A 23,219-nucleotide genomic window follows, 5' to 3' on the forward strand; every position below is an offset into this window, starting at 1 on the left:
CTCAAACTCAACGCGCGGTCAGCAATGGCCGCCTTGGAGAAACACATGGAACTGACTTACAGCAACCAGCTGAACGGCTTCGACCCGGAGAAGCGATACCGCAATCCGGAACACTTCGATAAGCCCGAAGCCGGCGTGACCAGCGTGCTGGTGATTGGCGATTGGCCGAGCGTGGTCAATGCGTACGAAGCAGCCGGCATCGACGTGTCGGTGAAGGAAGCCAAGCGGGCGCAGATTGTTGGTGCGGGCAATCAAGCCGAACTGGAAAAGGTGATCGCGGCTTTGCGTGCTGAGCATGGATCGATCCAGATCCTTGTTGACGGCCTGGAAGCTGGCGAAATCCATCGTCCAGAGTCCGGCGACCTGGCGTTGCGCTTGTTTGACGTGCTGGGCACCATCCATGCTTCGGTTGATGAGTTGACCACTGAACGTGATGACCTGGCCTTGACTGTCGACGCACTGCGTGGCGAGGTTGAAGCAATGAAGAAGTCTGTTATCACGCCCCCGGCTGATGAGGCCGGTGAAATCGCAGCGCTTAAAGCAAAGCTCGATGAAGCTAATGTTCAGTACCGGGCCAACGCCTCCAAAGAATCCCTGGAAAAGCTCGTCGCTGAGCTGCCCAAGGCGTAATACTGCTGGCTGCCGGCGACCCGGTGGCCAATTTTCAAACCATTCCAGCGAGTTGACGCATGACACTCATCATCGAGGACGGCACCGGCAAGCCTGACGCCGAAAGCTACGCGAGCGCCGAGGACCTGGCCATGTATGCCGTGAAATTCGGCACGGTCATCCCCGTAGGCGTCCTGGAGCAGGAAGCGTTGCTACGCCGGGCCGCCTTGGCAATGGATGGCATGGTCTGGAAGGGGCGTAAGACCAACAGCGAGCAGGCCTTGTCCTGGCCGCGCCGGGAAGTTCTGTTGGATCATGAGATCAAGCCGAACAACTACTTGCCGGCGCGCATCCAGTACGGCCAGATGGCCCTGGCCGCCGAAATCCATCAGGACGATATTGACCCGGTGGAGAAGCGAAAAGGCGCTGTGACGCTGGAGCGTGTCGAAGGTGCGGTAACCCGCGAGTACGCCACGATTTCCAACACCAGCGGTCGACTGTTGCCGGCGGCGCCGGATCGACCGAGCGCTACCCAGTTTGCCGACTACCTACAAAAGCGCGGGCTGTTCGCAATCCGCGCATAGCCGCAACGGAGAACACCATGGCCACCTTCTACGACGAAATGGCCGTGATGGCTCTGGAGATGATCACAGAGTTCGGCCAGCCCGTGACCATCAGCAAGACGGAGCCGGGCGAGTACGATCCGGAGACGGGCGGGGAGGCGCCAGGCGCCACTGTCGAGCAAATCACCCATGGCATCCTGCTCGACTTCACGGGCCAAGAATTTCAAACCAACAGCCTCATCAAGCAGGGCGACAAGAAGCTCAAGATCGCTGCGCAGGGCATGGCCTGGGTTCCGGGCTTGCTAGACAAGGTTGTCGCTCAGGGCCGCACCTGGTCAATCGTCCCGCCACTGAAAGAGGTAAATCCCGCCGGTACACCGATCCTGTATGAGCTGCAGGTGCGGTCGTGACGAACAAGTACTCGGGTATGAACGGCAGCTTCGCCGAGAATATTCGTGACTTCGCCGAGCGCGCCCAGGCTGGTATCGACGCAACGATTCGCGAGATCGTCATCGAGATCGGCAGTAGCGTTATCCTCAAGTCGCCAGTGGGCAACCCTGAAATTTGGGCTGCGAACGTCGTTCACCGACAGGCGAACAAGCGAGCCGCCGATGACTACGACTTCAAGGTGGCGGTCCGCAACACGATCATCAACCTCAACGAATCGAACTTCACCAAAGCCGGCAAGCTGCGAAAGGGCGTGAAGTACGCCAAGCCCCTGACCAAGACCGAGCGCGACCAGAACTTCAACGTGAACGGTTTGGTTGCAGGCAAGGGCTACGTCGGCGGGCGGTTTCGCGGGAACTGGCAGTTTTCGATTGATACGCCGGCCGAGGGAGTGCTTGATCAGATTGATGTCAGCGGTAACGTCAGCATCGCTGTGCTTAAGGCGCAGGTTCAAACCCTGACCGCAGGGCAAACGGCCTACATCGTGAATAACCTGCCCTACGGCATTGCACTAGAATATGGACACAGCACACAGGCGCCATCCGGGATGATTCGGGTCACGTTGTCTCAGTTCCAGAAAACTGTCGATGACGCCATCAGGAATAACCAAGTATGAGCCACGCCATCATCGCATCGATCTATGAGGCAAAGCTGCTCGCCTGGAGCAAGGCGCGGGCAGAGCCCATCAAGGTCGTGTTTGAGAATATCCAGTATGACCCTGCAGACGGCGAGACCTACCTTCGTGCATTCGCGCTACCAGGCGATACTGCCAGTAGCACGCTTGCTGGCGACCATCGGGCGTTCATCGGCGTCTATCAGGTCAGCATTGTGGCTCCGGCGAACACTGGGAAGACAAAGACGAACCCGCTTCTGGTCGAATTGACTGGTCTGTTCCGGCTGTATGCCCGAGACACGAAGAGCGGCGTCACAGTGGTCACAATGTCGCCGGTAGAACAGGGGCCGGGGATCACAGACGCAGCGACATACATGGTTCCAGTCTCTTTCGAGTATCGATCAGATACCGGCTCATAGCTGATTTGTTAGTACCCACCGAGCCTCAAACCGCGACATTGCCTATGCGGCTATAATCGGTTCCTTTTTTCCAAGGACCGGCAGATGACAAGTTTGGAAGACCTGATAGACAGCCGAGACCCCGCGCTACCCCTCATTGAAAAAATGTTGGGAGAAGCCACGTTGAGTTATCAGTTGCTCCCTCCGTCCACTGATAGAGCTCGTGTTCTTTCCGACCTGCAGATTACAACTAGATCTCCGCTAGGGGCGATAGCCTACGAGACTGGTGGTCTACTCATTGATCATGGCTGGTTACGCTTGATCGGCTCCGGACATCCGCAATTGCCCCGAAATCTTGTTGATTGGAACAAGGGCCGTGCCGATGGTTATTTACTAGTCGCCGACGATGCTGCTGGAGGGTTCTTTTCCATTAACGGCGGCGGTCTGGGCGATGATGTAGGAGCGATGTATTACTGGGCACCCGATACACTGCGGTGGGAGCATTTGGACATTGGTTATACCGACTTTTTTGGGTGGGCCTTAAGTGATCGGCTCGCTACTTTTTACGACGGCCTGCGCTGGGATGGCTGGCGTCATGACCTGCGGGGACTGAGAGCAGATCAGTGCTTTTCATTCTTTCCGTTTCTCTGGACTAGGGAAGGCTCAATCGACGAAAGCAGCCGCACGCTGATCGATGTCGGTGAGCAGTTTGAGATAAACGTCGAGTTAGCTTCCAAACTCGACAAACCAGGTTGATGGACAAACTGATACACCTGCGTCCTTCACTCAACGAGTGCTATTCCTACATGGAATATTCAGCTTCCGGGATGTTGCCTTACGAAGAATAGCTAGTCAGCTGTATCGGCATCCACCGCTCCTACGGTTTACCAATGAACCCGCCTCTGTGCGGGTTTTGTCATTTCTGAAAAGAGGAAACACCCATGGCCGGCATCCAAATGCCCAACGGCGCAACCTTCGAGATTGCAGCCACCTACGGCCCCGCGATCCCATTCACTGCATTGACCAACGCCAATCCAGCCGTCGCTACCGCGGCAGCGCATGGCCTGGCCGAAGGCGACGTCATCGCCGTCAACTCTGGCTGGACTCGCCTTGAAGGGCGAGGCGTTCGTGTCGGCGAGATCGCCAGCGGCACTTTCGCGCTGGAAAACGTAAATACCGTCAACGTCCAGCAGTATCCGGCCGGCTCGGGCATTGGCTCGGTGCGGGAGGTGACGGGTTTCACTGAGATTTCGCAAATCACCGAGCTGAACTCCAGCGGCGGCGATCAGCAGTTTCTGACCTTTGGTTTCCTGGCCGACGACGATGATCGCCAGATGCCAACTACCAAAAATCCGATCACGCTGACCATCACCGTCGCCGATGATCCTTCCAAGCCCTATGTGGAGGCCTGTGAGACTGCCGACGACGACAAGCAGCCGCGACTGCTCCGACTCAACCTTCCTGGCGGCAGCAGCATCATCTACAACGGCTACGTGTCGATCACCTCGACGCCGACCATGTCCCGTAACAACCTGATGACCCGTGTTATCAGCATCGCCCTGACCGGTCGCCCAACCCGCTACGCGGCCACGGTGTAATCCATGGCCAAGTTCAGATTGATCCAGAAGCCGACCTTCAAAGCGCCCGTGATGATCCAGCGGGCCGGATACAACGCCGAAAAGGTGGAGTTCGAGTTTAAGTACTTGGACCGTACTGCGCTTGCCGAGCTGTACACCGGCTGGAACGAACGGCACGACGAACTGGGCATGCAGGTCGGCGACATGGACCTCAAAGCTTTCACCGCCGCCCAGATTGCCCTGCAAGCTGACCAACTGCTGGATGTGGTGGTGGGCTGGGATATCGAAGAGGAATTCACGCCTGAAAACGTGCGCATCCTCGTGAATTCGATCAACTCGGCGCCGAAGGCGGTGCTGAACGCGTACGCCGAAGCCTTTAGCGAGGCCCGCCTGGGAAACTCGTAAGCGCCGCGCGCGCGCTGTATGAGCCAGGGCCATCAGACGCTGATCTGATGGCCTTTGGCTTATCGCGTCAGGACATACTCGAAAAGGAAGTCGGAATCTGGCCCGAAAACTGGGACGCGTTCAAAGTCTTCGAGGCCATGAGCACCCAATGGCGCACAGGTGCGTGCGGCGCAACAGGTATGGACTACAGCGTTCTCTCCGGGGTGATTCGGATGTGTGGCGTGCCGATCAACCGGCGACAAACCATTTTCAGCGACTTCCGGCGGATGGAGGCTGAAGCCCTGCAGGTGATGGCGGAACAGCGGGAGAGCGCGAGGGGCGCCTGATCCTCAGGCACAAAGATGCGAAACAACCAACATGACGCGGCGGAGCCGCAAGGGTGAGCTATGCAAGCCAGCCAGCGCTACACACTGAATATTCGAGATCTATTTATCAGCTCAAGCGAGGGCCTTTGCGGCGCCGAGGTGATTGTCGCCATTCTAGACGGCGATACCGAAATCGACCGATTGAGCTTCAAGGGCAAAGTTGGACCGGGTGGTGATGGTTACGACAGAAGCTATACCGCGAAGCCGGGGCTGAAGGCGAAAAAAATCTCTGGCCCCGGGTCAATCACGATGAAATCAGCGAGCTAGATCGGAGAAGATGAAATCATCCGTTCCGAGCCGGTGAGATCCGTACCCCGCGACGTAACCATCACCCGCGGTCGTCGCTTGGGATTGAGCCTCCTCTTTGCTCGAGAAAACGCCGTGAAGACTCCATGGCGAATTTCGGACAACACCCCAGCCGAGTACGGATCCTGCGTTATCTGGATCCTTTGGTAGTTGATTACTCACATTGACCTCCAGGTCATAAACGCGCCGATATTGGCGCAACCCCAGTCCTTGGGCTTGCAGGCGAAGGACTGGGGAAATCCGTGATTGGCTTAATATGCTTACTTTTCAGATGATCGATCTGCATTAGAATTAAAATATCGATTATTTAAAACTCAGCGCTCTTTTATAAATTTTACTGGTCACTCTGTCGTCGCACTTATTGATTTGACACTCCTTCATAAGCTCTATCGCTTTTTCTCGGTCGTTCATTGTGTCAAGTTGATACGCTGCTTCATCATTATAAATAAATGCGTTTCTAATTCCTGTGCTTATTAGTTGTGTGCGCAAGATGGAAGCTTCTGGCCCACGGCCGAATTTTTGTAAAGCTTTACACCGGATAATAGCTGAGTGTGTATTTGAGATGCCTGCCGTGACGGCTAAATCAAGTATTTTTAACGCGCTTTCAGGGTCTTCATGATTGAGGAGTGTATGGTTGGCTTCTTCATTATAGTAGGCAGGATTAGTGCTTCCAGACCTTATGGCTTCTAAGCGCTGCATTGATGCAGTATCCTCATCAATAACTAGCTGGATACAACTGTTTTGAATGGATTGTACATAGTTATCTATCGCTCTTGGATAATTGTGTTTGTAGGTTTCGAGAATAGCTAGGAAGTCGTTCGCGCTTTTCTTTCCGCGCGAAAGCATCGCTTTTCCTAAGTTTGCCAAATAGGGAGCATAACTCGGGCTTAGTGATAATGACCGTTCGAAAGATTTCAAAGTATCATCACTTTCGAGCCCTTCCGTTTTTTGCTGGCATTCACCTAAAAAGCGCCAAGCTTTGTGGTCCAGAGGCCAAACATTGACTAGTAGCTGTAATACTTCCTGTTGCCGTTGTACCGATTCATTTGTTTCTCTACGTGAATTGTATACGCTCCATAGTCCCTTTTTCGTCCAACCAATATCCTGCCCGGTTAAGTGTTCGATCCAGCTATCAATTTCTCCCAGTTCCCCCGAGCACAATAAGTGGTAGAAGGCTTCGTTGGCTCTTTGGAAGTTCAGAAGTTCTTTTTGTCTACCTATCTGTTTCTGCCAGCATTTTGCTATAAGGGAGTGCGACGAAGAAACTTCTGCTGGTATGGTTTTTTCATAGTCGTCCTGTATGTCGACGTCGGTCAAGCCTAGTTGCTTTTGTCGAACCCAACTAGAAACAAATCCGTGTAGAAAATGGTCTTTATTGCTATCAATTGGCAGTAAGCCAAGCTTTCGTAATTTCTGCCAGCCGTTAGTTGAGCCCACGCCATCTTCAAGGTCGTCGGCATGATCTTGAGGGATCGCGTACCTGTATAGAGCCAAGATTTTTATAAGTTTTTTGCTGGCATCGTTAAGAACTTCATCGTAAATAACTGAGAGCAATCTTTCGTCTAATCGATCAACAACCTTGTGGCGCTGAATTAAATAAACTTCTAAGGGGGAGACGTTTTGTTCTTTTGCAATGATAGAAAGTAGCTCAGCTGCCAGAGTGTGTGCCGTACCGCCATGACCACCTCCAAGCCATTGGTAGATAGCGTTGAGGTCACTGCTTTTGTACTTCCACTTTTCTTCCATGCCCTTAGGTGTTGTAGCGTTGAAAAACTCAGCTAATGCTTGTTTGGTTAACCCAGGAACCTCTACTAATGGACAGCTGCGACCAAAGTAGTCCAGCTGAGGCTTCTCGTTCAACTCGAATACAAAAATCCAATTAGGAAAGGCTTCGATTAAAGCATCTAGCAGTACTTCTAAATCAGCGTTTCGCCAATTACCCTCATCCGTAAGTAGGTGCGCGTTATTGAGCCAAATAAAAGATTTTTCAGCGCTTGGATATAGCGATTTGAGTTCTTCGATCTGTTGGTTTAACGTTCCTGTTGGAGGCTGAAGTTCCTCGCTACGGTTCTGTAAAACGTCAACGAGACGACGGAATAGCTCGTTTGTCGTCATTTGGCGTCCACAATGGATATCAACAAAACGCATATCTTTGAAAGCCGGTTGTTTATGTAGCTCTTTTATAAGTGTTGTTTTGCCGTTTCCACTTATTCCGTAAAGAGCAAGATTGTTTCTATGGGTCAGCTTTTCGCATATAGCTGTTAATAAATCGGCTCTACCAAATAATCTTTGGTTTGAAATATTGGTTCGTGTCGGTTGTTTTTGAGCGCTTTTATTGACTTGAGTTTCGACCGTTTTGCGCTGGTCATCATTAGTATCTGGCGGTCTCGCGCTAGTCGTAAAATGCCATTTCGCATCGGGTGCTAGTTGAGGGACCGGACGGATAACCCAGCCTTCCCGGTACCCAAAGAGATGTACGCAGCAATCGCCATTATTTTTGTTAAACGTTACCAAGTTAACACCAAACTCTTCTGGTGAGCCTGCACCTACCGCTCCTGCAGCCAAGACAGTACAATTCATAGATGGCTTGACCCAAGCCGAGTGCGTATGTCCGTGCAAAAGAAAATCTAAGCTCTTACTTGATTGTTCTTCAGCATATTGGCGCTCGCCCTCGTTTAGCCAGTCGAAGGGGTGATGGATGAGTCCTATCTTTATGTTCGATTCGTGGAGCTCTTTCTCCATGTGTTTGAATTGCCATTTAGCGGCCAGCCAGATGTGTCGATCATCTTCAGGGCCTGCACAACTCCAGGCAGAGTTAAACCCCGCAACGCCTACTCTATATCCATTTATATCTACGGTCTTTGCATAGATGTGGTTCTTTTGGTTGTGTAGCTCAGGTCGATATTTTTTTATAAACTCTCCGTAATTTTGTAGGCGTTCCATAGCTGATCTATGGTCGCGGCTATTGTCGGCAAACCGTTGGTTGATTGCGCTCACATGCTCGCGAGAGCTTCCCGCCATTTCTACTAACCTAGCCTGTTGATCGTCGGATATCTCTCGGCGGTTGACGTCGTGATTGCCTGGAACCAAAAATAGTCTATCCGCGCTAAGTTCACAGCAGGCAAGTAGTTCGTTGAAGAAGGTTATAGCTGTGTCATATTGCTGACTCATAGGTGCGTCCTTTGACTCACCAAATGCTATATCGCCTGTGCAGAAAACTAAGTCAGGCTTAGGAAGGTCTTTGGAGAATCGCGAACGTAAATAAGATATAAGTTCATTCTGAATGCCCTCGTCGCGCCACCCCGTTTTGGGATGGAAGTGAATGTCTGAAAGGTGAAGCCAAGTTAACTTATTGTCTGTGATCATATTGGTCTGTCGCGAATTGAGTTTTTAGGTCGGAAGCTAAGAGATATGCGATATTCCTAGCGCCAGAATAGATGGGGTTTTTATTCTCTATAGCGTCAGAGATATTCACCCCGATGTGCTGTTTCAAGTAGCCCCAGCGGGCTGACAAATTGAGGGGAGTTTCCACCACGACATTCAACGCTCCTTGTTTAGGCGGTCTGGACTAGGGTCGAGAAAGCCCAGCGGGCCGATAGTTGTGAGTTAGGCTCAGCTTTGCATTGTCTCGCGAAGTTCAGCCAAGTCTTTTGAAGGTATGACATAGGTTCTCGACAGCATATCGCCGACTCGCTGGCATCGTACGGACTGGGCGTAGATGAATATCGTGATGATCCCCAAGGGCGCTTCTAGATGCCTGGTAAGGCCTCGAATTAAGGCCTGAACAAAATTGGGAGGTCCACCAGCGCCGTTGATGACGACTAAGCCAAATACGTACTTGCCTGAAGTCCGCCCTTTGAAAAGCCATTCGCACAGGGGGTAGAGAAACAGGTACACAAAGATCAGCTCAAAGCCTGCAAACGGAAGGCCCTCTTGGCGGTATAGCCAGAGACCAATCAGGATAATCGCGCAGTAATCGATGACGTAGGCGCCTATGCGCCGGATCAGTAAAGACGTCCTGGATACTTCCATTGGTTGCTCCCTGCGTGGATTCAGCGGCTTATCTGTTGCGAGTAAAAGCTCGGCGGACCGAGCTTGGGGTCAGTCGAGCACTGGTCTCAAGAAGGTTCTCTCGGAGCTGACGATGAATCGCTTCTCCGCTGCCAGCGCGAAAGTACTAACGCATTCGGGGTCAGTTTTGGACTCTTCGCGGTAACGCTCGTACTCCGCAAGGCTCGAAAAGCTGAAAAGGCAGTAAGCGACGTTGTTTGCGCCTTCAGCAGGGAGGAAATAACCATGATGCGTGCCTCCCATTCGGTTGACTATGCCAATCCAAAGTCTCGAGTAGTTTTCAAAGGCGTCGATTTGGTAAGGGTCAATCTGATACTTCAGATGGCAGGTGATCACGCTGGCTTTCCTTGCTTGCTGGGAGGAAGGGTAGGCCCGGCGGGCCGGGCTTGGATTATTCGGCGGCCTCTTCAGGATAAAAGGTAATGTCGATCTCGTAGAAGCTGAAGCGGTCAGCACCGTAACCGGCCTCGCGGAGCTCGCGGACGACATCACTCATGATCGCTTCATGTGCCTCGACATCAGGGTCCAGCCCGAGGTATTGGCCTGAGACAACAACGCCGCCAGCTCCACCTTGCGCGGCAGAGTAGATTTCAGCTTGGAAAGCATCCCTCAGCTTCTTTGGGAGGTTTCTTTCGACAATATCCGAAAGCTCTCGGGCGCGTTCGGCGCTTATGAACTCAGTCAGCCGCTGCTCTGCAGCCAGGCTCAGCTCAAGGCGACTAATGATTTCCGCATTGACGGAGCGCTTTGACTCATGAGCGGCTTGCTCTACGGCCTCCCGGAGCGATGGCGGCATCCTGAGTGGGTACGCTGCCTGCTGCTTTTTGTCGCTCATCTATTTGGTGTCCAATTTCGTATTGAAGGCAGTATGCGAAAAGATTCTGTTTGAGATCAAAGAATCTATTTGACATCTATTTATCCTGTGACATCTAATAGATTCATTCTAGGGGGGAAGACATGCAGAAATCAAAGCAGAGGCCGTCATACCCGCTTCGGCTGCCTATTGATGTACGAGGGAAGGCGGAAGGAGAGGCTCAGGAGAACCATCGTAGCCTAAACGTGGAACTGGGTTTGCTGATTGAGGATGGACTGAAATGGCGAAATATGAAGAAAGGCCAGTCGGAAGCATGAAAACGAAGAAGCCCCAGTGCTGGAACACTGAGGCTTCGGGAAACGAGATCAACTTCGGAGAAGAAATCGTCATGAGCGATATTAGCACAGCTACATCCAATGTCATCCCCTTCAAGTTCGGCAAGCAACAGGTGCGTACGCTGCTGATTGATGATCAGCCGTGGTTCGTGGCTAACGATGTTTCTGCTGCGCTTCAGTACAGCGAAGCGTCGGCGATGACTCGCCACCTGGATGATGATGAAAAGGGTCTGTCGATTGTGCAGACCCTAGGCGGTGATCAGGAAATGCTGGTCATTAACGAGTCAGGCCTTTACTCGGCAATCCTGCGCAGCCGTAAGGCTGAAGCAAAACGCTTCAAGAAGTGGGTGACCGCCGAGGTTCTCCCAGCGATCCGTAAGCACGGTCGTTACGAAGATACTCAAGGCGTGATGGCACCGATGGTTGACGAGCTTTTGGGTAAGGTCGGCGCCATGCGACTCAGCAATGTCATGCGCTGCCGAGTCGCCAAGCTGGATGCCGAGCATCAGCGCAGCGCCACTGCCAAACTGGCATCTGCCGTACATGCTTGCTTCGGCGTTCCTCGCGTTGAGCTGATTCCTAGCAGTCAGTTTGAAGCCGCTGCCAACTTCGTGGCGAGCTATGCGATTGAGGGCGAGTACCTGCCGAAGAGTGGCAACCAATCTGTCGACATCCCGACCGACCTTTCGGAAACCCAGCGCTACCTGGTGTTCACTGACGGTACCGGCAAGCGTCAGGCTCAGCCTGTCCCGTTAGACGCGTGCGTGATGTCGCCTACTCAGTTCTTGGCGGCCGTCACTGGATCTAACGGTCTTCATGTTCCGCCTGCTGCGCTGTTCGACTTCGCCTTGGCGGCGATGGAGAAGATGAGGTGGAGGGTAGCTGCATGAACTTCATCCTTAAAGTAGGTGGCCGTGCCCTGATCCTGATGCCGGAGCGGCCAAATCTGGTCGGCCGCTCCGGTCAGCTGATTCGCAAGATCGAAGAAAATTGGCTGATGCTGGTCGAGTGCAAGCGCTACTCGGTCAGCGAGAAGAGCCTGATGCCGCTGGACGGATTCAATCCTGGCGCGCCGAGCGCAATGTGTGCGGAGGTGGCGGCATGAATACAGGAATTATTCCGTTCCACTACGAGGGGCAGGCCGTCAGCTTTAATAGTGACGGCTGGATCAATGCCACCGAGGTTGCGGCGCGTTACGGGAAGAAGCCAATCAAGTGGCTAGAACTGGCCAGCACGAAAAACTACATGGCTGCGCTTTCTCGACACCTCGGATTTGATGTCCGCAATTCGGACTTCAAAATGGTCGAGGCGTCACGGGTTCGTGGGCGCGCCGGCACCTGGCTTCATCCAAAGCTTGCGGTTGCATTTGCCCGATGGCTGGATGATGACTTCGCTGTCTGGGCAGACCTGCATATCGATGCGCTTCTTCGTGGCGAGCTCAACGAGAAGCAACAATTTGACCGGGCATGCAAGGTCCTGAACGATGCTCAGAGCATTGCCAGCCTCAGCGGAAAAGAGCTTTCAAAGTTTCGGTGGAAAAAACCGAAGCTTGTGCATGACGTTGATTACTGGCGAGACCAATTGCAGCTCACGCTCGGCCTCGACGCAGCCTAGCCTTCCACGAACCCGAAGAACCCCGCCCATGCGGGGCTTTGGCGCTTCCTGCTGAAAATGGTAGATTGCTTTTCTTGATCAGGGAGAAGGGTCTATGTCTAGTGAATCGGGAGTGATTGGCTCTCTAATGCTGTTTTTTATTGGTGCGGTGATTTATTTCTTGCCAACTATTAATGGCAAAAGCAGAAAGCATCCAAATACGGACTCCATATTTCTTCTTAACTTATTTTTGGGATGGACTCTCATAGGGTGGGTGGTGGCGCTGGTCTGGTCAGCATCCGCCATAAGCAAGCCTGTGGAAGCGAAGAACAGCGCCGCCGCTCCAGAAATCGGCAGATACGAAGCCCTTGAAAAGCTTGTGTCCATGAAGGAGCGCGGATTTATTTCGGAAGATGAGTTCCAAGCCGAAAAAGCAAGACTGCTTCGAAGCTGAACATCAATACAACCACTACCCGCTACGGCGGGTTTTTTTATGCCCGGAGAAAATAATGAGCACCAACTTCGCCTCCCTGGGCATTGCCGTTGAGTCATCGCAAGCAGCAAAGGCCGCTGACGACCTGGATAAATTGGTCGACTCGGCAGAAGGTGCACAGAAGGCCATCGACGACCTAGGCAAGACTGGGGAAGGCTTGGCCAGCACAAGCAAGAAGATCACTCAGGCAGAAAATGAGGTAGCCCAGGGTGTCGAGAAGTCCACTGCCGCGATAGATCGCAGGTCCGGTGCAAGCCGCAAAGCGACTGAAAGCGCCGCCGCAGAGATCACCGTTATCAGCCAACTCGACAAGGCGATGACGGGCAATATCGACAGCATTGAATCCTTAGTGCGGGCAGAGGGTTTGTTGGAGCGCGCTCGCAAAAGCGGCTTGGTTACTATCGAAGATCAGGCAAAGTATCAAGATCAGCTGGGCAAGGCCTACGACAAAATCGAGAAGGCCGAAGCCAAGGAGTTGGCGCAGAAACAGAAGCTGATTGATGCCGAAAACCGCCAGATTGAGGCGCTGAAACGCACGGTTAACGGAATCGACCCGGTGACCGCCAAGTTGGCGAAGTTGGAGGCCCAAGAGAAAGCGCTAAACGACCTGCACAAAACAGGTCAGATAGATGCTGAACGATACCAGGATGCCCTGGCCAAGATCGGTAAAGACCGTGCCGGGCTGACTGCGACGGAGACTGCGTTCGACAAATTGAAGCTCGGCACTCGCCAGGCCCAAGAGAACGTAATGCAGCTTGCCAACGCCCTGCAGTCGGGCGATCTGGGGAGCGGTGCGCGAGCCATTGCACAATTGGGTGCTGGTGCCGGCGAATCAGCGCGAAGTCTGGCGGGGATGATAATTCCAGCCGGCCTGCTGGTGGCCGTTCTTGGGTCGCTTGGCTACGCCTATTTTGATGCAATGAAGCAGGCGCGCGAGTTCAATGCCGCAATTAATGGCGGAACCAACGGCGCCGGCCAGACAATTGCCAGCTTGAAGGATATGGCCGACGGCGCCGGGCGAATCACTGGAAATCTATCCGGCGCGCGTGAAGCGGTTGTGTCGCTTGCGTCGGGGGCCGCAACAAGCGGCACGCAGATGCGCAACCTAGCTGAGGCTGCGGCAGCGATCAGCGAAATCACGGGGCAGGGCGCTGGCGAACTCGCGAAGTCTTTCGCCACTGCCGGTGATACAGCGACAGAGGCTGCAGGAAAAATCAGCAGCCAGTATGGGTTGCTAACCCTAGATCAGTACCAAGTGATCAAGGGGATTGATGACCAAGGCGATCATCAGCGCGCACTTGATGTCCTGAGCGGAAACTTGAATGAGGCGGCTCTAGAGCGCCTCAAGGCTTATCGAGGCACTCTCTCCGATATTGAGCGAGATTGGGATGACATCGGAAACGCGACAAAACGCGCATATTCCTACATTCGGTCGGAAGCGTTTCCAGACCTCGCGAAGCAGATAGAGCTGACCCAGCGCGTGCTTGATACACGCAAGGCGGGCGGAGTATCGGGGGCTATATCTGCGGGGCTGGGCAAGGCAAGCACAGCATTTGACTCGATGCTAGGACTGGAGGACACCGACTCAACCGAAGCGCTGGAGAGGAAACTCGCAAGCCTCAAAGCCACGCAAGCAGCCAGTGCCAATCTGGCAATCATCACTGGTGAGAACACCGACGCAAACCAGAAAGCTATCAAGGTCCAAAAAGAACTGGATGCGCAGCTCGATGAGATTAACCCTCTAAACAAGCGCACAGCGGGGCTGGACAAGCTCAACGATAAATTCAGAACGCTTTACGAGAACGCTGAGAGGACGGGCCAAAAGTCCAAGCTTCTGGATGGCGTCGATTTTGACGGTAAAAAGTTCTCAGGGGGTGCTTACGACACCTTGCTGAAAGGGCTCAACGACAAAAACAAAGACCCCAAGGCCGCCAGCTCTCAAGTCGACCTAACCAGCTTCAATAACGCAAAAAACAACCTGTCCGACATCGTCAATGAATACCGGAATGCCCAGAAGGAGCTGGAGGCCGAGCAGAAGGCTGGTGTGGTATCGCTGTCGGACTATGCCAAGCAACGGTCGGTCCTGATCAATCAGGAAAAGGACGATGTTACCGCGGCGTACCAGGCTGAGATTGATGCCCTCGAGGCGGCGAAAGGTAAGAAGTCCACGACAGCGGCGCAAAGCATCCAGCTTGACCAGAAGATCGCCGATGCTCGCACTGGAATGGTTAAAGCTCAAAAGGATGCCGACAGTCAGCTGACGATCATTGCCACAAGCGAGAAGGGTCGCCTTGAGCAACTGACGGCCGCCTCGGAGGCGTACGTCAATCAGCTGGAGCGACAGCGGGCCGCACTGGAAGCGGCCGGCTCTCGCGCTGCAAATGGCTTGGGTCTCGGCGACCGCGAGGCGGGCCTGCAAGCCACCCTCGACGCGACCACTGACAAGTTCAACGACGAGCGCGCCAAGCTTCTGGATCGCCGCAAGACTGCGCCTGACAAGTACAGCCAGGAAGACTACTTACGGGACCTGTCCAGCCTGGAAGATGCGGAACGGAAGTACCGCGACACAGTGGTCGACAATTACGACCAGATGTCGGAGGCCCAGGGTGATTGGCGTAGCGGGGCCACCTCGGCTTTCCAGAACTACGTGCAGTCTGCCAACGATGTGGCCGGCCAGACTAAGAGCCTGTTCACGAATGCTTTTTCAAGCATGGAAGACGCGGTCGCGAATTTTGCCATCACCGGCAAACTTTCGTTTTCCGACTTCACCAAGTCGATCCTGGCGGACATGGCGCGCATCGCTACTCGGCAAGCGGCGTCCAGCATTTTTTCCAGCCTGGCGGGCAGTGCCCTAGGAGCTTATTTCGGTGGCGGCGGTGCTGCGGCAGGCGCTGGCAGTTTCGGTTCAAGCATCGGCAGCGCTATCACTGCCAACGCCAAGGGAGGCGTCTATGACTCGCCAAGCCTGTCGAGCTTCAGTAACCAGGTGCACGACAAGCCGCAGATGTTCGCTTTTGCAAAAGGCGCCGGCATCTTCGGCGAGGCCGGGCCGGAGGCGATCATGCCGCTGACCAGGACGGCGGGCGGCGAGCTTGGGGTTCGGGCGCTGGGTGGCGGTGGCGGCGGGGGAGGTGGTGGCAACACCTACAACTTCCCGGTCTCGGTTTCCGTGCAAACGACCGGCGACGGCGGCAACGCAACGCAGGAAGACACCACTCAACTGGGCAAGGGCATTCAGCAGGCAGCGAAGACCGAGGCGGAAACCGCAATTGCCAAGGGCCTTCAGCCTGGCGGCTCAATCTGGCGCGTAATCAACGGGAGGTAACCATGGCGATTGAGACATTCACCTGGGCCACCCAGAACGGGGAGGCACCCGATATTACCTATCGGGTGCGCACCTCGCAGTTCGGGGACGGCTACAAGCAAGAGGTCGGGGATGGGATCAACAACAAAGTCGATTCCTACCCGATCACCCACACGGGCGGACAGGCAAGAGCGCTGGAGATTATGGCGTTTTTCGATCGGCACCAGGGCGCCACGGCATTCCTGTGGACCACGCCATTGGGTCAGCTTGGCCTGTTCACCTGCAAGAACCCAACCCCTACGCCCATGGGCGGGGGCGTATTCAAAGTGACGGCGACATTCGAGCGCGCCTTCCACCCGTAAAGGTAAATCCATGTCGCTGATCAATGCTATCCAGACTCTTGAGCCTGGTAACGAAGTCATGCTGTTTGAACTGGACGGCAGCGATTACGGCGCCGATGTATTGCGCTTCCATGGCCACGCTATCCCACATTCACCTGCCGAACTGATCGCCGCCGGCGGTGACGCCGACCAGTTACCGGCTAAGTCGATCTGGTGGAAGGGTGAGGAGTATGGCGCCTGGCCCATGCAGTACGAGGGCAGCGAGGCGAATGGTGACGGCACCGCGGTACGTCCAAAGCTATCGGTAGGTAACGTAAATGGGCGAATCACCGCGCTTTGCCTGGCCTTCGAGGACTTGCTCGAGTTCAAGCTGACCATCCGCAATACGCTGGCCGAGTTCCTCGACGCGGTGAACTTCGAAGGTGGAAACCCGACGGCCGACCCTACCCAGGAATCGATCGAGGTCTGGTATGTCGACCAGAAGACCAATGAGGACGGCGAGACGGTCAGCTGGGACTTGGCCAGCCCGGGCGATGTCGGCGGCGAAACGATTGGCCGGCAGATGACCACGCTATGCCACTGGTGCCTCACCGGTGGCTACCGTGGCCCGAACTGCGGATACACGGGGCCATACGTTACAAAGGATGGCGTGGTAACCGATGACCCTGAGCAAGACGAGTGCGACGGCACTCTTGGCAAGGGCTGCGACCCGCGCTTCGGCGCGGACAACCCTTTGCCATTCGGCGGTTTCCCCGCTGTTTCCTTGATCGCCCGGAGCTGAATATGCGCAAAAACATTATTGCGGCCATCCAGGCGCACGCGGCGGCCGAGTACCCGAAAGAGTGCTGCGGGGTGGTTCTGGCCGTGGGCCGGGCGCAGAAGTACTTCCCGTGCCGGAACATCGCCACGGAGCCGAACGAAGAGTTCCGGCTTGAGCCAGAGGACTACGCCACGGCGGAAGACCAAGGCCAGGTGATTGGCATCGTCCACTCGCATCCTGACGCCACCAGCAGGCCGTCATCGCGCGACCTGGCGATGTGCGAGGCTACGGCCTTGCCTTGGCACATTCTGTCGTGGCCTGAGGGCGACCTCCGCACGATTACACCGACCGGCAGCACGCCGCTGCTCAAGCGCCCGTTTGTTCATGGTGCTTGGGATTGCTGGCAGGTCTGCGCTGATTGGTACCAGCGCGAATGGGGGCTTGAGTTTGAAGCTTTCCAGCGCGCCGATGGCTGGTGGGAGAGTGCGGAGAACGCCAGCCTGTACGAGCGGCACTACAAGGCCGCCGGGTTTGAGCAAGTCGACAGCCCACGGCGCGGCGACATGATCGTGATGGAGGTAGGCCGCACGGCTCACCCAAACCACGCAGGCATTTACCTAGGGACTGACCCGGCGCTGCCAGGCGAAGAGTCCGGTGTATTCGGCCCCGGGCCTTTCGCCCTGCACCACCTGTATGGCCGACCATCAGAGGTGATCGTCTACGGCGGTCCTTGGCTACAGCGCACACGTTTAATTCTTCGACACAAGGAGGCTCGATGAGCGCCATCGTTTATTCGCCGATGACCACTATCAAGCTGTCGGGCTCGCTGGCGCAGAAGTTCGGCCGTCTGCACCGACGCCAGGTTGGCTCCGGTGACACATGGGAGGTTTTCAGGGCGCTGAAGGCAACCATTGAGGGATTTGAGACTGAGATCCGGCGGCTTGATCGTCTGGGACTTCGATTCGCCATCTTCCGCAACCGGAAGAACGCCGGACCTGATCAGTTCGGCATGGGCGGCACCAAAGAAATTCGGATTGTGCCGGTGGTAGAGGGTGCAAAGCGCGCGGGCCTGCTCCAAACAATCATTGGTGTCGTGTTGATCGCCGCTTCGTATGTCACCGGCGGCTCGACGCTGGCTACGGGCATCGCGCTTGTGGCTGGCGGTGTTGTCCAGATGCTCAGCCCGCAAGCCGCCGGATTGAAGCAAAGCGCATCGCCCGAGAATCAGCCGAGCTACGCGTTCGGCAGCGCGAAGAACACCACAGCAAGCGGCAATCCCGTCCCGATCTGCATCGGTGAGCGGCGGTGGGGCGGGGCAATCATCTCGGCATCGATCTATGCCGAGGACAAAACGTAGGCACAACGCACCAAACAAGCCGGCCATGAGCCGGTTTTTTATTGCCTGGAGGAAAGCATGGGCGCAGCACACAAGCTGGATATTCACGGCGCCAAAGGTGGCGAGAGCAAGCCAAAGTCACCTGTAGAGTCACCCGACAGCCTGCGCTCGACCAACGTGGCCAAAATCCTGATCGCCGTGGGCGAGGGCGAATTCGACGGCACACCCACAGCGCGCGATATCTTCCTCGACAACACCCCAATCCAGGATGCCAGCGGCAACTACAACTTCACCAACGTGAAGTGGGACTGGCGGCCGGGTTCTGTCGAGCAGACCTACATCCCGGGTATTCCGTCTGTCGACAACGAGACTTCGCTGAACATCGAGCTGCGCAGCGGCACGCCGTGGGTTCAGTCGCTGACCAATCTACAACTGTCGGCAGCACGTATACGCCTGGCCACGCCGCGACTGGCGAGCCAGGACGAAGAAGGGAACATTGGTGGTTACAGCATCCAGTACGCGGTCGACGTGGCCACCGATGGTGGGGCCTATCAGGAGGTATTGGTTGGCGCTATTACAGGCAAAGCCACCACTCGCTACGAAAAGTCCATGCGTATCGATTTGCCGCCGGCCACCAGTGGATGGCTGATTCGCGTTCGCCGCATTACCCCAAACCAGAACACCGACAAGATTGCAGATAGCCTGTTCATCGCCGGCTACACCCAGGTGATCGATGCAAAGCTGCGCTACCCGAACACCGCGCTACTTTTTGTGCAATTCGACGCCGAGCAGTTCACCAACATCCCGGCGGTCACCGTGAAGTGCAAGGCCCGCCGCTGGCAGGTGCCGAGCAACTACGACCCGGTGGCCCGCACGTACTCTGGCGCCTGGGATGGCACCATGAAGGAGGCGTGGACGAATAACCCCGCCTGGGTCACATACGGCATCTGCACCCAGGACCGTTTTGGCCTTGGCCGCCGCATCAAGCCATGGATGGTGGACAAGTGGGAGCTGTACCGCATCGCGCAATACTGCGACCAGATGGTGCCGAACGGTGCTGACGGCGTTGAGCCGCGCTTCCTTTGTGATATGAACCTGCAGGGTAAGGCTGACGCATGGTCACTGCTGCGCGACATCGCCGGCATTTACCGCGGCATGACGTACTGGGCCCAGGGCCAACTGGTCATGCAGGCCGATATGCCTCGGGCGCAGGACATCGACTACGTTTTCACTCGCTCCAACGTCATCGACGGCAAAATCTCCTATGGCAGTGCTTCGGCCAAGACACGCTTCACGCGCTGCCTCGTCAGCTATGACAACCCGCTGAATAACTACGACACCGACGTCACGGTCTATTCAGATCTGCCGCTACAGCGCCGCCTGGGCGACAAGCCGACTGAAATCAGTGCCATCGGCTGCACTCGGGCATCTGAGGCTCAGCGTCGCGCCAAATGGCTGGTGCTGAGCAACAACCAAGACCGGACTATCAGTTTCAGGACCGGCATGGAAGGCCGCATCCCGCTGCCAGGCTTCATTATCCCCGTAGCCGACTCACTGCTGGCTGGTCGGGAGATCGGCGGGCGCATTGCGGCGGCGGCGGGGAAGGTCATTACCCTGGACCGCGACACACTGGCCAAGGCCGGTGACCGGCTGGTTATTAACCTTCCCGGCGGGCGAGCGGAAGGGCGTACCGTGGAAAGCGTGAGCGGCCGCAACGTAACTGTGACCGTTGCCTACAGCGAGGCACCAGCTGCACAACTTCAGTGGGCAATCGACGCTGACGACCTGGCAATCCCTCTTTATAGGGTGATGAGGACTGCAAGGACGCCAGAGGGCGATTACGACATCAGCGCCTTACAGTACGAGCCCGGCAAGTTCGCAAGCATCGACACCAGCGCACGCCTCGAAGAGCGTCCGATCAGCGTGATTCCGATCACGGTGGTTCCGGCTCCATCGAGCGTGACCATCACTTCGAACGTATCTATCGACCAGGGCTTGGCCATCAGCACCATGAACATCTCGTGGCCCGCCGTCGCTGGCGCAGTCGCCTATGACGTGGAGTGGCGCAAGGACAGCGGCAACTGGATCAAGGTGCAGCGTACCGGCTCGACGAGCGTGGACGTCACCGGCATCTATTCGGGCGCCTACCTGGCCCGTGTTCGTTCGGTGAGCGCCTTTGAGATTTCTTCGATCTGGAAAAGCTCCAACCTGACCAACCTCAAAGGTAAAGAAGGCTTGCCGCCGGCGGTGTCGTTCCTGACCACCACCAGCCTGGTCTACGGCATCGGCATCCAGTGGGGATTCCCGCCGGGCGCTGAGGACACTCAGCGGACTGAGCTTTGGTACAGCCAGTCGCCTGACCTGGGCGCCGCGACCAAGCTGAGCGACTTCAGCTACCCGCAGGCCAAACACGAAATGCAGAACATCTTGGCGGGTGCAAGCCTCTATTTCTGGGCGCGCCTGGTGGATCGCACCGGCAACGTCGGTCCGTTCTACCCGATCCCCGGCGCAGTGAATGGCCGGGCCAGTTCCGACCAGACCGAGTACGACAAGTACTTCGCTGAGAAGATCGGCAAGGGGGCGCTGTACCAGAGCTTGAGGGAAGAGATCGAGCTGATCACTGGCGATGGCCCCGGCTCTGTGAATGAGCGCCTTGAGGAGGCCAAGAAGGAGTTTAACGATCTCATCAACGAAATCGTTGACGCTCTGGAGTATGACCCGGCCAAGACCTACACCAAGGGCGAAATGGTCCGTGTTGGACAACATCTGTTCCAGGCGACTAAAGCGGTACCGGTCAATACCACTCCGCCGAACGCCAGCTACTGGTTCGACATGGGCACCATCGCCGAAACCAACGAAGCAATGGCCCTGGAGATCAGCAAGAACAAGTCGGCCATTGATAACGTGGACGGGAAGGTCACAGCCACTGCTGAAAAGCTGGACGGCGTTTACGCGACGATCAAGGCAGATTCGGCAGGGGACGAGTCCGGCAGTGCAGGGGACACCACTACATCCGTCGGTGCCTGGTCGCTGATGTCTGTGATTGCTGATCGGGACTTTGCACAATCGCAACGGACAGACGGCCTAGAGGCAAAGGTAGGCCAGAACTCGGCGAGCATCATCGACGTGGCCAGGGCATCGGCGAACGCTACCGAGGCTGTTGCATCTAGAGTTACAGCGATGGACGCCAAGGTCGAGAGTAATGCTGCGGCTTTCAAGCATGAAACAACCGTCTTGGCCGATGCTGATAAAGCACTGGGTGAAAAGATAGAGACGGTACGTGCTACAGCGGGCGCCAATGCCTCTGCAATTCAGGACACGAACAGGGTCATGGCTGATGCGGATAAAGCCCTGGGCGAGCAGATTAGAACTGTCCGTGCCACTTCGGGCGAGAATACGGCTGCAATTCAGGAGACCAATAAGGTTGTCGCCGCAACCGGTGACAAGGTGTCGGCAATGGTCACTCTCAAGGCTCAGACCATCGTTGGTGGTAAGGCGGTAACTTCCGGGTTTGCGTTTGGATCGGATGGTGAGCAGGCAGAGTTTCTGATCTTTGCTCAGCGATTTGCCGTGGTCGATGAAGTAAGTGGTGCTGTCGTACCGATGTTCGTGGTCCAGAACAATCAGGTGTTCATCAATCAAGCGATCATCAACAAAGCATTTATTCAGGAGATCATCCTGGGTATGACGTTGCGCTCTGAATCCGTCGACTCAAAAGGTCGCCCGCTGCTGGAAATCAATGTCAAGGCGGGGACATTCACGCTGCGCAGCTCTGGAGCTGGCGGGTCATCACTTCTCAATAACGACGGGCTGTCTGTATTCGACGCTGGCGGCGTTAAGAGGACTATGGTCGGGAGGCTTTCATAATGGACGAATACGGGCTTTGGACATGGGGGGCGTCCGGAGAATCGCAACTCTCCCCAACCGCATTTACTATGAGGGTGGCATACACTGCTGACATAAACCCAAGCACCTACCCAGCTGGAAAATACTTTGATATTTCTATTGAGGGGGTTAGCTCGAGTAACTCCGCTGCTTTTTGCATCCCGAAGAAATCAATAGATAGAAGCTCTGATAAGCAACTTGAGCCAGAAGTTATAAATGGCGGCGTCAGAGTGTGGCGTACTATACGGGGCGATCCATATGGCACATCTTCATATTCTATTACCGGAATGCGATTGGTCGTGGTGAGATTTAAATAAAATGACAGATTCGTATGGGTTGATGTTCCAAAATGCTGATGATAATCGGGTGATTCTAGACTCTGAATTTGTACGGTTATCTATTCTGTACTCTGGAACCTATGCGCCTAACGGTGCGAACGGTATAGCTCAAGTCTATTTTCCTAGTCCAATAACGACACAAGAACAGCCGTTTGTTTTCATAAGGCCAGATCCGGCTAATGGTCCGATTAGCATGCTTCCAGCCCTGTTTGGCTCCCCCGGAAATTGGACTGGTTTTGGTATTGGTAAGTACAGTTTGTATAATATAAATCCTGCTGGAAAGTGGTACGTTGCTGGATTCGGTGCAAAGCCTATAAGCGAATATGGCTTAAGGCTCTCTTCATCCTCAGGGGTGACATTGTTTGATAGTGGTACACCAAGTGCTCTTTTTGTAAGAAGTACTAATGCTTGGACTTATACTGGCTGGGACTATGACGCTCAAGGAGTTACTCGGTGTTATTTTAAGGCGCCATTTGTTTTGGGTGGCGGCGAATATGTATTAATAAATAACCTCGAGATGCCTCTTTGCGGTTCGGAATTTCGACCAAGGCAGCTATATTTTGTTTGGGATTATCCAAATAATCAAATTATTGCAATTACGTTAGGGGTAGGGAATACAACGTATTTAGGTATTCCCTTAATGATTGGCAAAATGGTTATGTGATA

Annotated in this window: 26 protein-coding genes; 22 read left to right on the plus strand and 4 right to left on the minus strand. The window is 55.0% G+C overall.

Annotated features, from left to right (window positions below; genetic code table 11):
- Nucleotides 1-45: 45 nt before the first annotated feature.
- The 10 genes from HX790_RS25305 to HX790_RS25350 all read left to right on the plus strand — a co-directional run bounded on the left by HX790_RS25305 (nt 46) and on the right by HX790_RS25350 (nt 5,244).
- Nucleotides 46-630 (plus strand): hypothetical protein, encoded by a 585-nt coding sequence (locus HX790_RS25305; protein WP_176992384.1) that lies wholly within the window; start codon nt 46-48, stop codon nt 628-630.
- 59 nt (nt 631-689) lie between these two features.
- Nucleotides 690-1,193: a DnaT-like ssDNA-binding protein gene (locus tag HX790_RS25310; protein WP_176992385.1), complete on the plus strand. Its 504-nt coding sequence runs from the start codon at nt 690-692 to the stop codon at nt 1,191-1,193.
- 17 nt (nt 1,194-1,210) lie between these two features.
- The gene (locus HX790_RS25315) at nt 1,211-1,582 is read left to right on the plus strand and encodes a hypothetical protein (RefSeq protein ID WP_176992386.1); all 372 of its coding nucleotides are present in this window, start codon (nt 1,211-1,213) and stop codon (nt 1,580-1,582) included.
- Between the two features lie 17 nt (nt 1,583-1,599).
- Nucleotides 1,600-2,235, plus strand: coding sequence for a hypothetical protein (locus HX790_RS25320; protein ID WP_176992429.1), 636 nt, complete (start codon nt 1,600-1,602; stop codon nt 2,233-2,235).
- Complete coding sequence (locus tag HX790_RS25325; protein WP_176992387.1) at nt 2,232-2,651, plus strand: phage tail terminator-like protein; 420 nt, start codon at nt 2,232-2,234, stop codon at nt 2,649-2,651. The genes HX790_RS25320 and HX790_RS25325 overlap by 4 nt, the downstream gene beginning before the upstream one ends.
- An 84-nt stretch (nt 2,652-2,735) precedes the next feature.
- Nucleotides 2,736-3,386 (plus strand): DUF2625 domain-containing protein, encoded by a 651-nt coding sequence (locus HX790_RS25330; RefSeq protein WP_176992388.1) that lies wholly within the window; start codon nt 2,736-2,738, stop codon nt 3,384-3,386.
- Nucleotides 3,387-3,571: 185 nt separating this feature from the next.
- Nucleotides 3,572-4,228 carry a phage tail protein gene (locus HX790_RS25335; RefSeq protein ID WP_176992389.1) on the plus strand — a complete coding sequence of 219 codons (657 nt, stop codon included), beginning with the start codon at nt 3,572-3,574 and terminating at the stop codon, nt 4,226-4,228.
- 3 nt (nt 4,229-4,231) lie between these two features.
- Nucleotides 4,232-4,612 carry a phage tail assembly chaperone gene (locus HX790_RS25340; RefSeq protein ID WP_176992390.1) on the plus strand — a complete coding sequence of 127 codons (381 nt, stop codon included), beginning with the start codon at nt 4,232-4,234 and terminating at the stop codon, nt 4,610-4,612.
- Between the two features lie 47 nt (nt 4,613-4,659).
- Entirely contained in the window at nt 4,660-4,938 is a 279-nt protein-coding gene (locus tag HX790_RS25345; RefSeq protein ID WP_176992391.1) for a DUF1799 domain-containing protein, read from the plus strand.
- Between the two features lie 60 nt (nt 4,939-4,998).
- On the plus strand, nt 4,999-5,244 hold the full coding sequence (locus HX790_RS25350) for a hypothetical protein (RefSeq protein ID WP_176992392.1): 246 nt from the start codon (nt 4,999-5,001) through the stop codon (nt 5,242-5,244).
- Nucleotides 5,245-5,586: 342 nt separating this feature from the next.
- On the opposite strand, the gene HX790_RS25355 is transcribed toward HX790_RS25350, so the two are convergent.
- The 4 genes from HX790_RS25355 to HX790_RS25370 all read right to left on the minus strand — a co-directional run bounded on the left by HX790_RS25355 (nt 5,587) and on the right by HX790_RS25370 (nt 10,189).
- Nucleotides 5,587-8,649: a metallophosphoesterase gene (locus HX790_RS25355; protein WP_176992393.1), complete on the minus strand. Its 3,063-nt coding sequence runs from the start codon at nt 8,647-8,649 to the stop codon at nt 5,587-5,589.
- 246 nt (nt 8,650-8,895) lie between these two features.
- Entirely contained in the window at nt 8,896-9,315 is a 420-nt protein-coding gene (locus HX790_RS25360) for an RDD family protein (RefSeq protein WP_176992394.1), read from the minus strand.
- A 69-nt stretch (nt 9,316-9,384) separates the two neighbouring features.
- Entirely contained in the window at nt 9,385-9,690 is a 306-nt protein-coding gene (locus HX790_RS29670) for an NIPSNAP family protein (protein WP_176992395.1), read from the minus strand.
- Nucleotides 9,691-9,745: 55 nt separating this feature from the next.
- Nucleotides 9,746-10,189: an Arc family DNA-binding protein gene (locus tag HX790_RS25370; protein ID WP_099547953.1), complete on the minus strand. Its 444-nt coding sequence runs from the start codon at nt 10,187-10,189 to the stop codon at nt 9,746-9,748.
- 122 nt (nt 10,190-10,311) lie between these two features.
- On the opposite strand from HX790_RS25370, the gene HX790_RS29930 reads away from it, so the two are divergent.
- The 12 genes from HX790_RS29930 (at nt 10,312) to HX790_RS25430 (ending at nt 23,217) form a co-directional block, all read left to right on the plus strand.
- On the plus strand, nt 10,312-10,485 hold the full coding sequence (locus HX790_RS29930; RefSeq protein ID WP_176992396.1) for an Arc family DNA-binding protein: 174 nt from the start codon (nt 10,312-10,314) through the stop codon (nt 10,483-10,485).
- Complete coding sequence (locus HX790_RS25380) at nt 10,449-11,393, plus strand: Bro-N domain-containing protein (RefSeq protein ID WP_256349276.1); 945 nt, start codon at nt 10,449-10,451, stop codon at nt 11,391-11,393. The genes HX790_RS29930 and HX790_RS25380 overlap by 37 nt, the downstream gene beginning before the upstream one ends.
- Nucleotides 11,390-11,608, plus strand: a complete 219-nt coding sequence (locus HX790_RS25385; protein WP_176992397.1) for a hypothetical protein — start codon at nt 11,390-11,392, stop codon at nt 11,606-11,608. Before HX790_RS25380 ends, HX790_RS25385 begins: the two co-directional genes overlap by 4 nt.
- Nucleotides 11,605-12,117, plus strand: a complete 513-nt coding sequence (locus tag HX790_RS25390) for a KilA-N domain-containing protein (RefSeq protein WP_176992398.1) — start codon at nt 11,605-11,607, stop codon at nt 12,115-12,117. The genes HX790_RS25385 and HX790_RS25390 overlap by 4 nt, the downstream gene beginning before the upstream one ends.
- A gap of 94 nt (nt 12,118-12,211) precedes the next feature.
- Nucleotides 12,212-12,550, plus strand: a complete 339-nt coding sequence (locus HX790_RS25395) for a superinfection immunity protein (protein WP_176992399.1) — start codon at nt 12,212-12,214, stop codon at nt 12,548-12,550.
- 55 nt (nt 12,551-12,605) lie between these two features.
- A complete protein-coding gene (locus HX790_RS25400; RefSeq protein ID WP_176992400.1) occupies nt 12,606-15,914 on the plus strand; it encodes a phage tail tape measure protein in 3,309 nt (1,102 codons plus the stop codon).
- Between the two features lie 2 nt (nt 15,915-15,916).
- Complete coding sequence (locus HX790_RS25405) at nt 15,917-16,255, plus strand: phage tail protein (RefSeq protein WP_176992401.1); 339 nt, start codon at nt 15,917-15,919, stop codon at nt 16,253-16,255.
- A gap of 10 nt (nt 16,256-16,265) precedes the next feature.
- A complete protein-coding gene (locus HX790_RS25410; protein ID WP_176992402.1) occupies nt 16,266-17,015 on the plus strand; it encodes a phage minor tail protein L in 750 nt (249 codons plus the stop codon).
- A 2-nt stretch (nt 17,016-17,017) separates the two neighbouring features.
- A complete protein-coding gene (locus HX790_RS25415; RefSeq protein ID WP_176992403.1) occupies nt 17,018-17,773 on the plus strand; it encodes a C40 family peptidase in 756 nt (251 codons plus the stop codon).
- Nucleotides 17,770-18,351 (plus strand): tail assembly protein, encoded by a 582-nt coding sequence (locus tag HX790_RS25420; RefSeq protein ID WP_176992404.1) that lies wholly within the window; start codon nt 17,770-17,772, stop codon nt 18,349-18,351. Before HX790_RS25415 ends, HX790_RS25420 begins: the two co-directional genes overlap by 4 nt.
- 57 nt (nt 18,352-18,408) lie before the next feature.
- The gene (locus tag HX790_RS25425) at nt 18,409-22,197 is read left to right on the plus strand and encodes a DUF1983 domain-containing protein (RefSeq protein WP_176992405.1); all 3,789 of its coding nucleotides are present in this window, start codon (nt 18,409-18,411) and stop codon (nt 22,195-22,197) included.
- 336 nt (nt 22,198-22,533) lie between these two features.
- The gene (locus tag HX790_RS25430) at nt 22,534-23,217 is read left to right on the plus strand and encodes a hypothetical protein (RefSeq protein WP_218174730.1); all 684 of its coding nucleotides are present in this window, start codon (nt 22,534-22,536) and stop codon (nt 23,215-23,217) included.
- Nucleotides 23,218-23,219: the final 2 nt, after the last annotated feature.

This window comes from Pseudomonas sp. IPO3747 (assembly GCF_013385245.1).
In the GTDB taxonomy this organism is placed as follows: Bacteria; Pseudomonadota; Gammaproteobacteria; order Pseudomonadales; family Pseudomonadaceae; genus Aquipseudomonas; species Aquipseudomonas edaphica.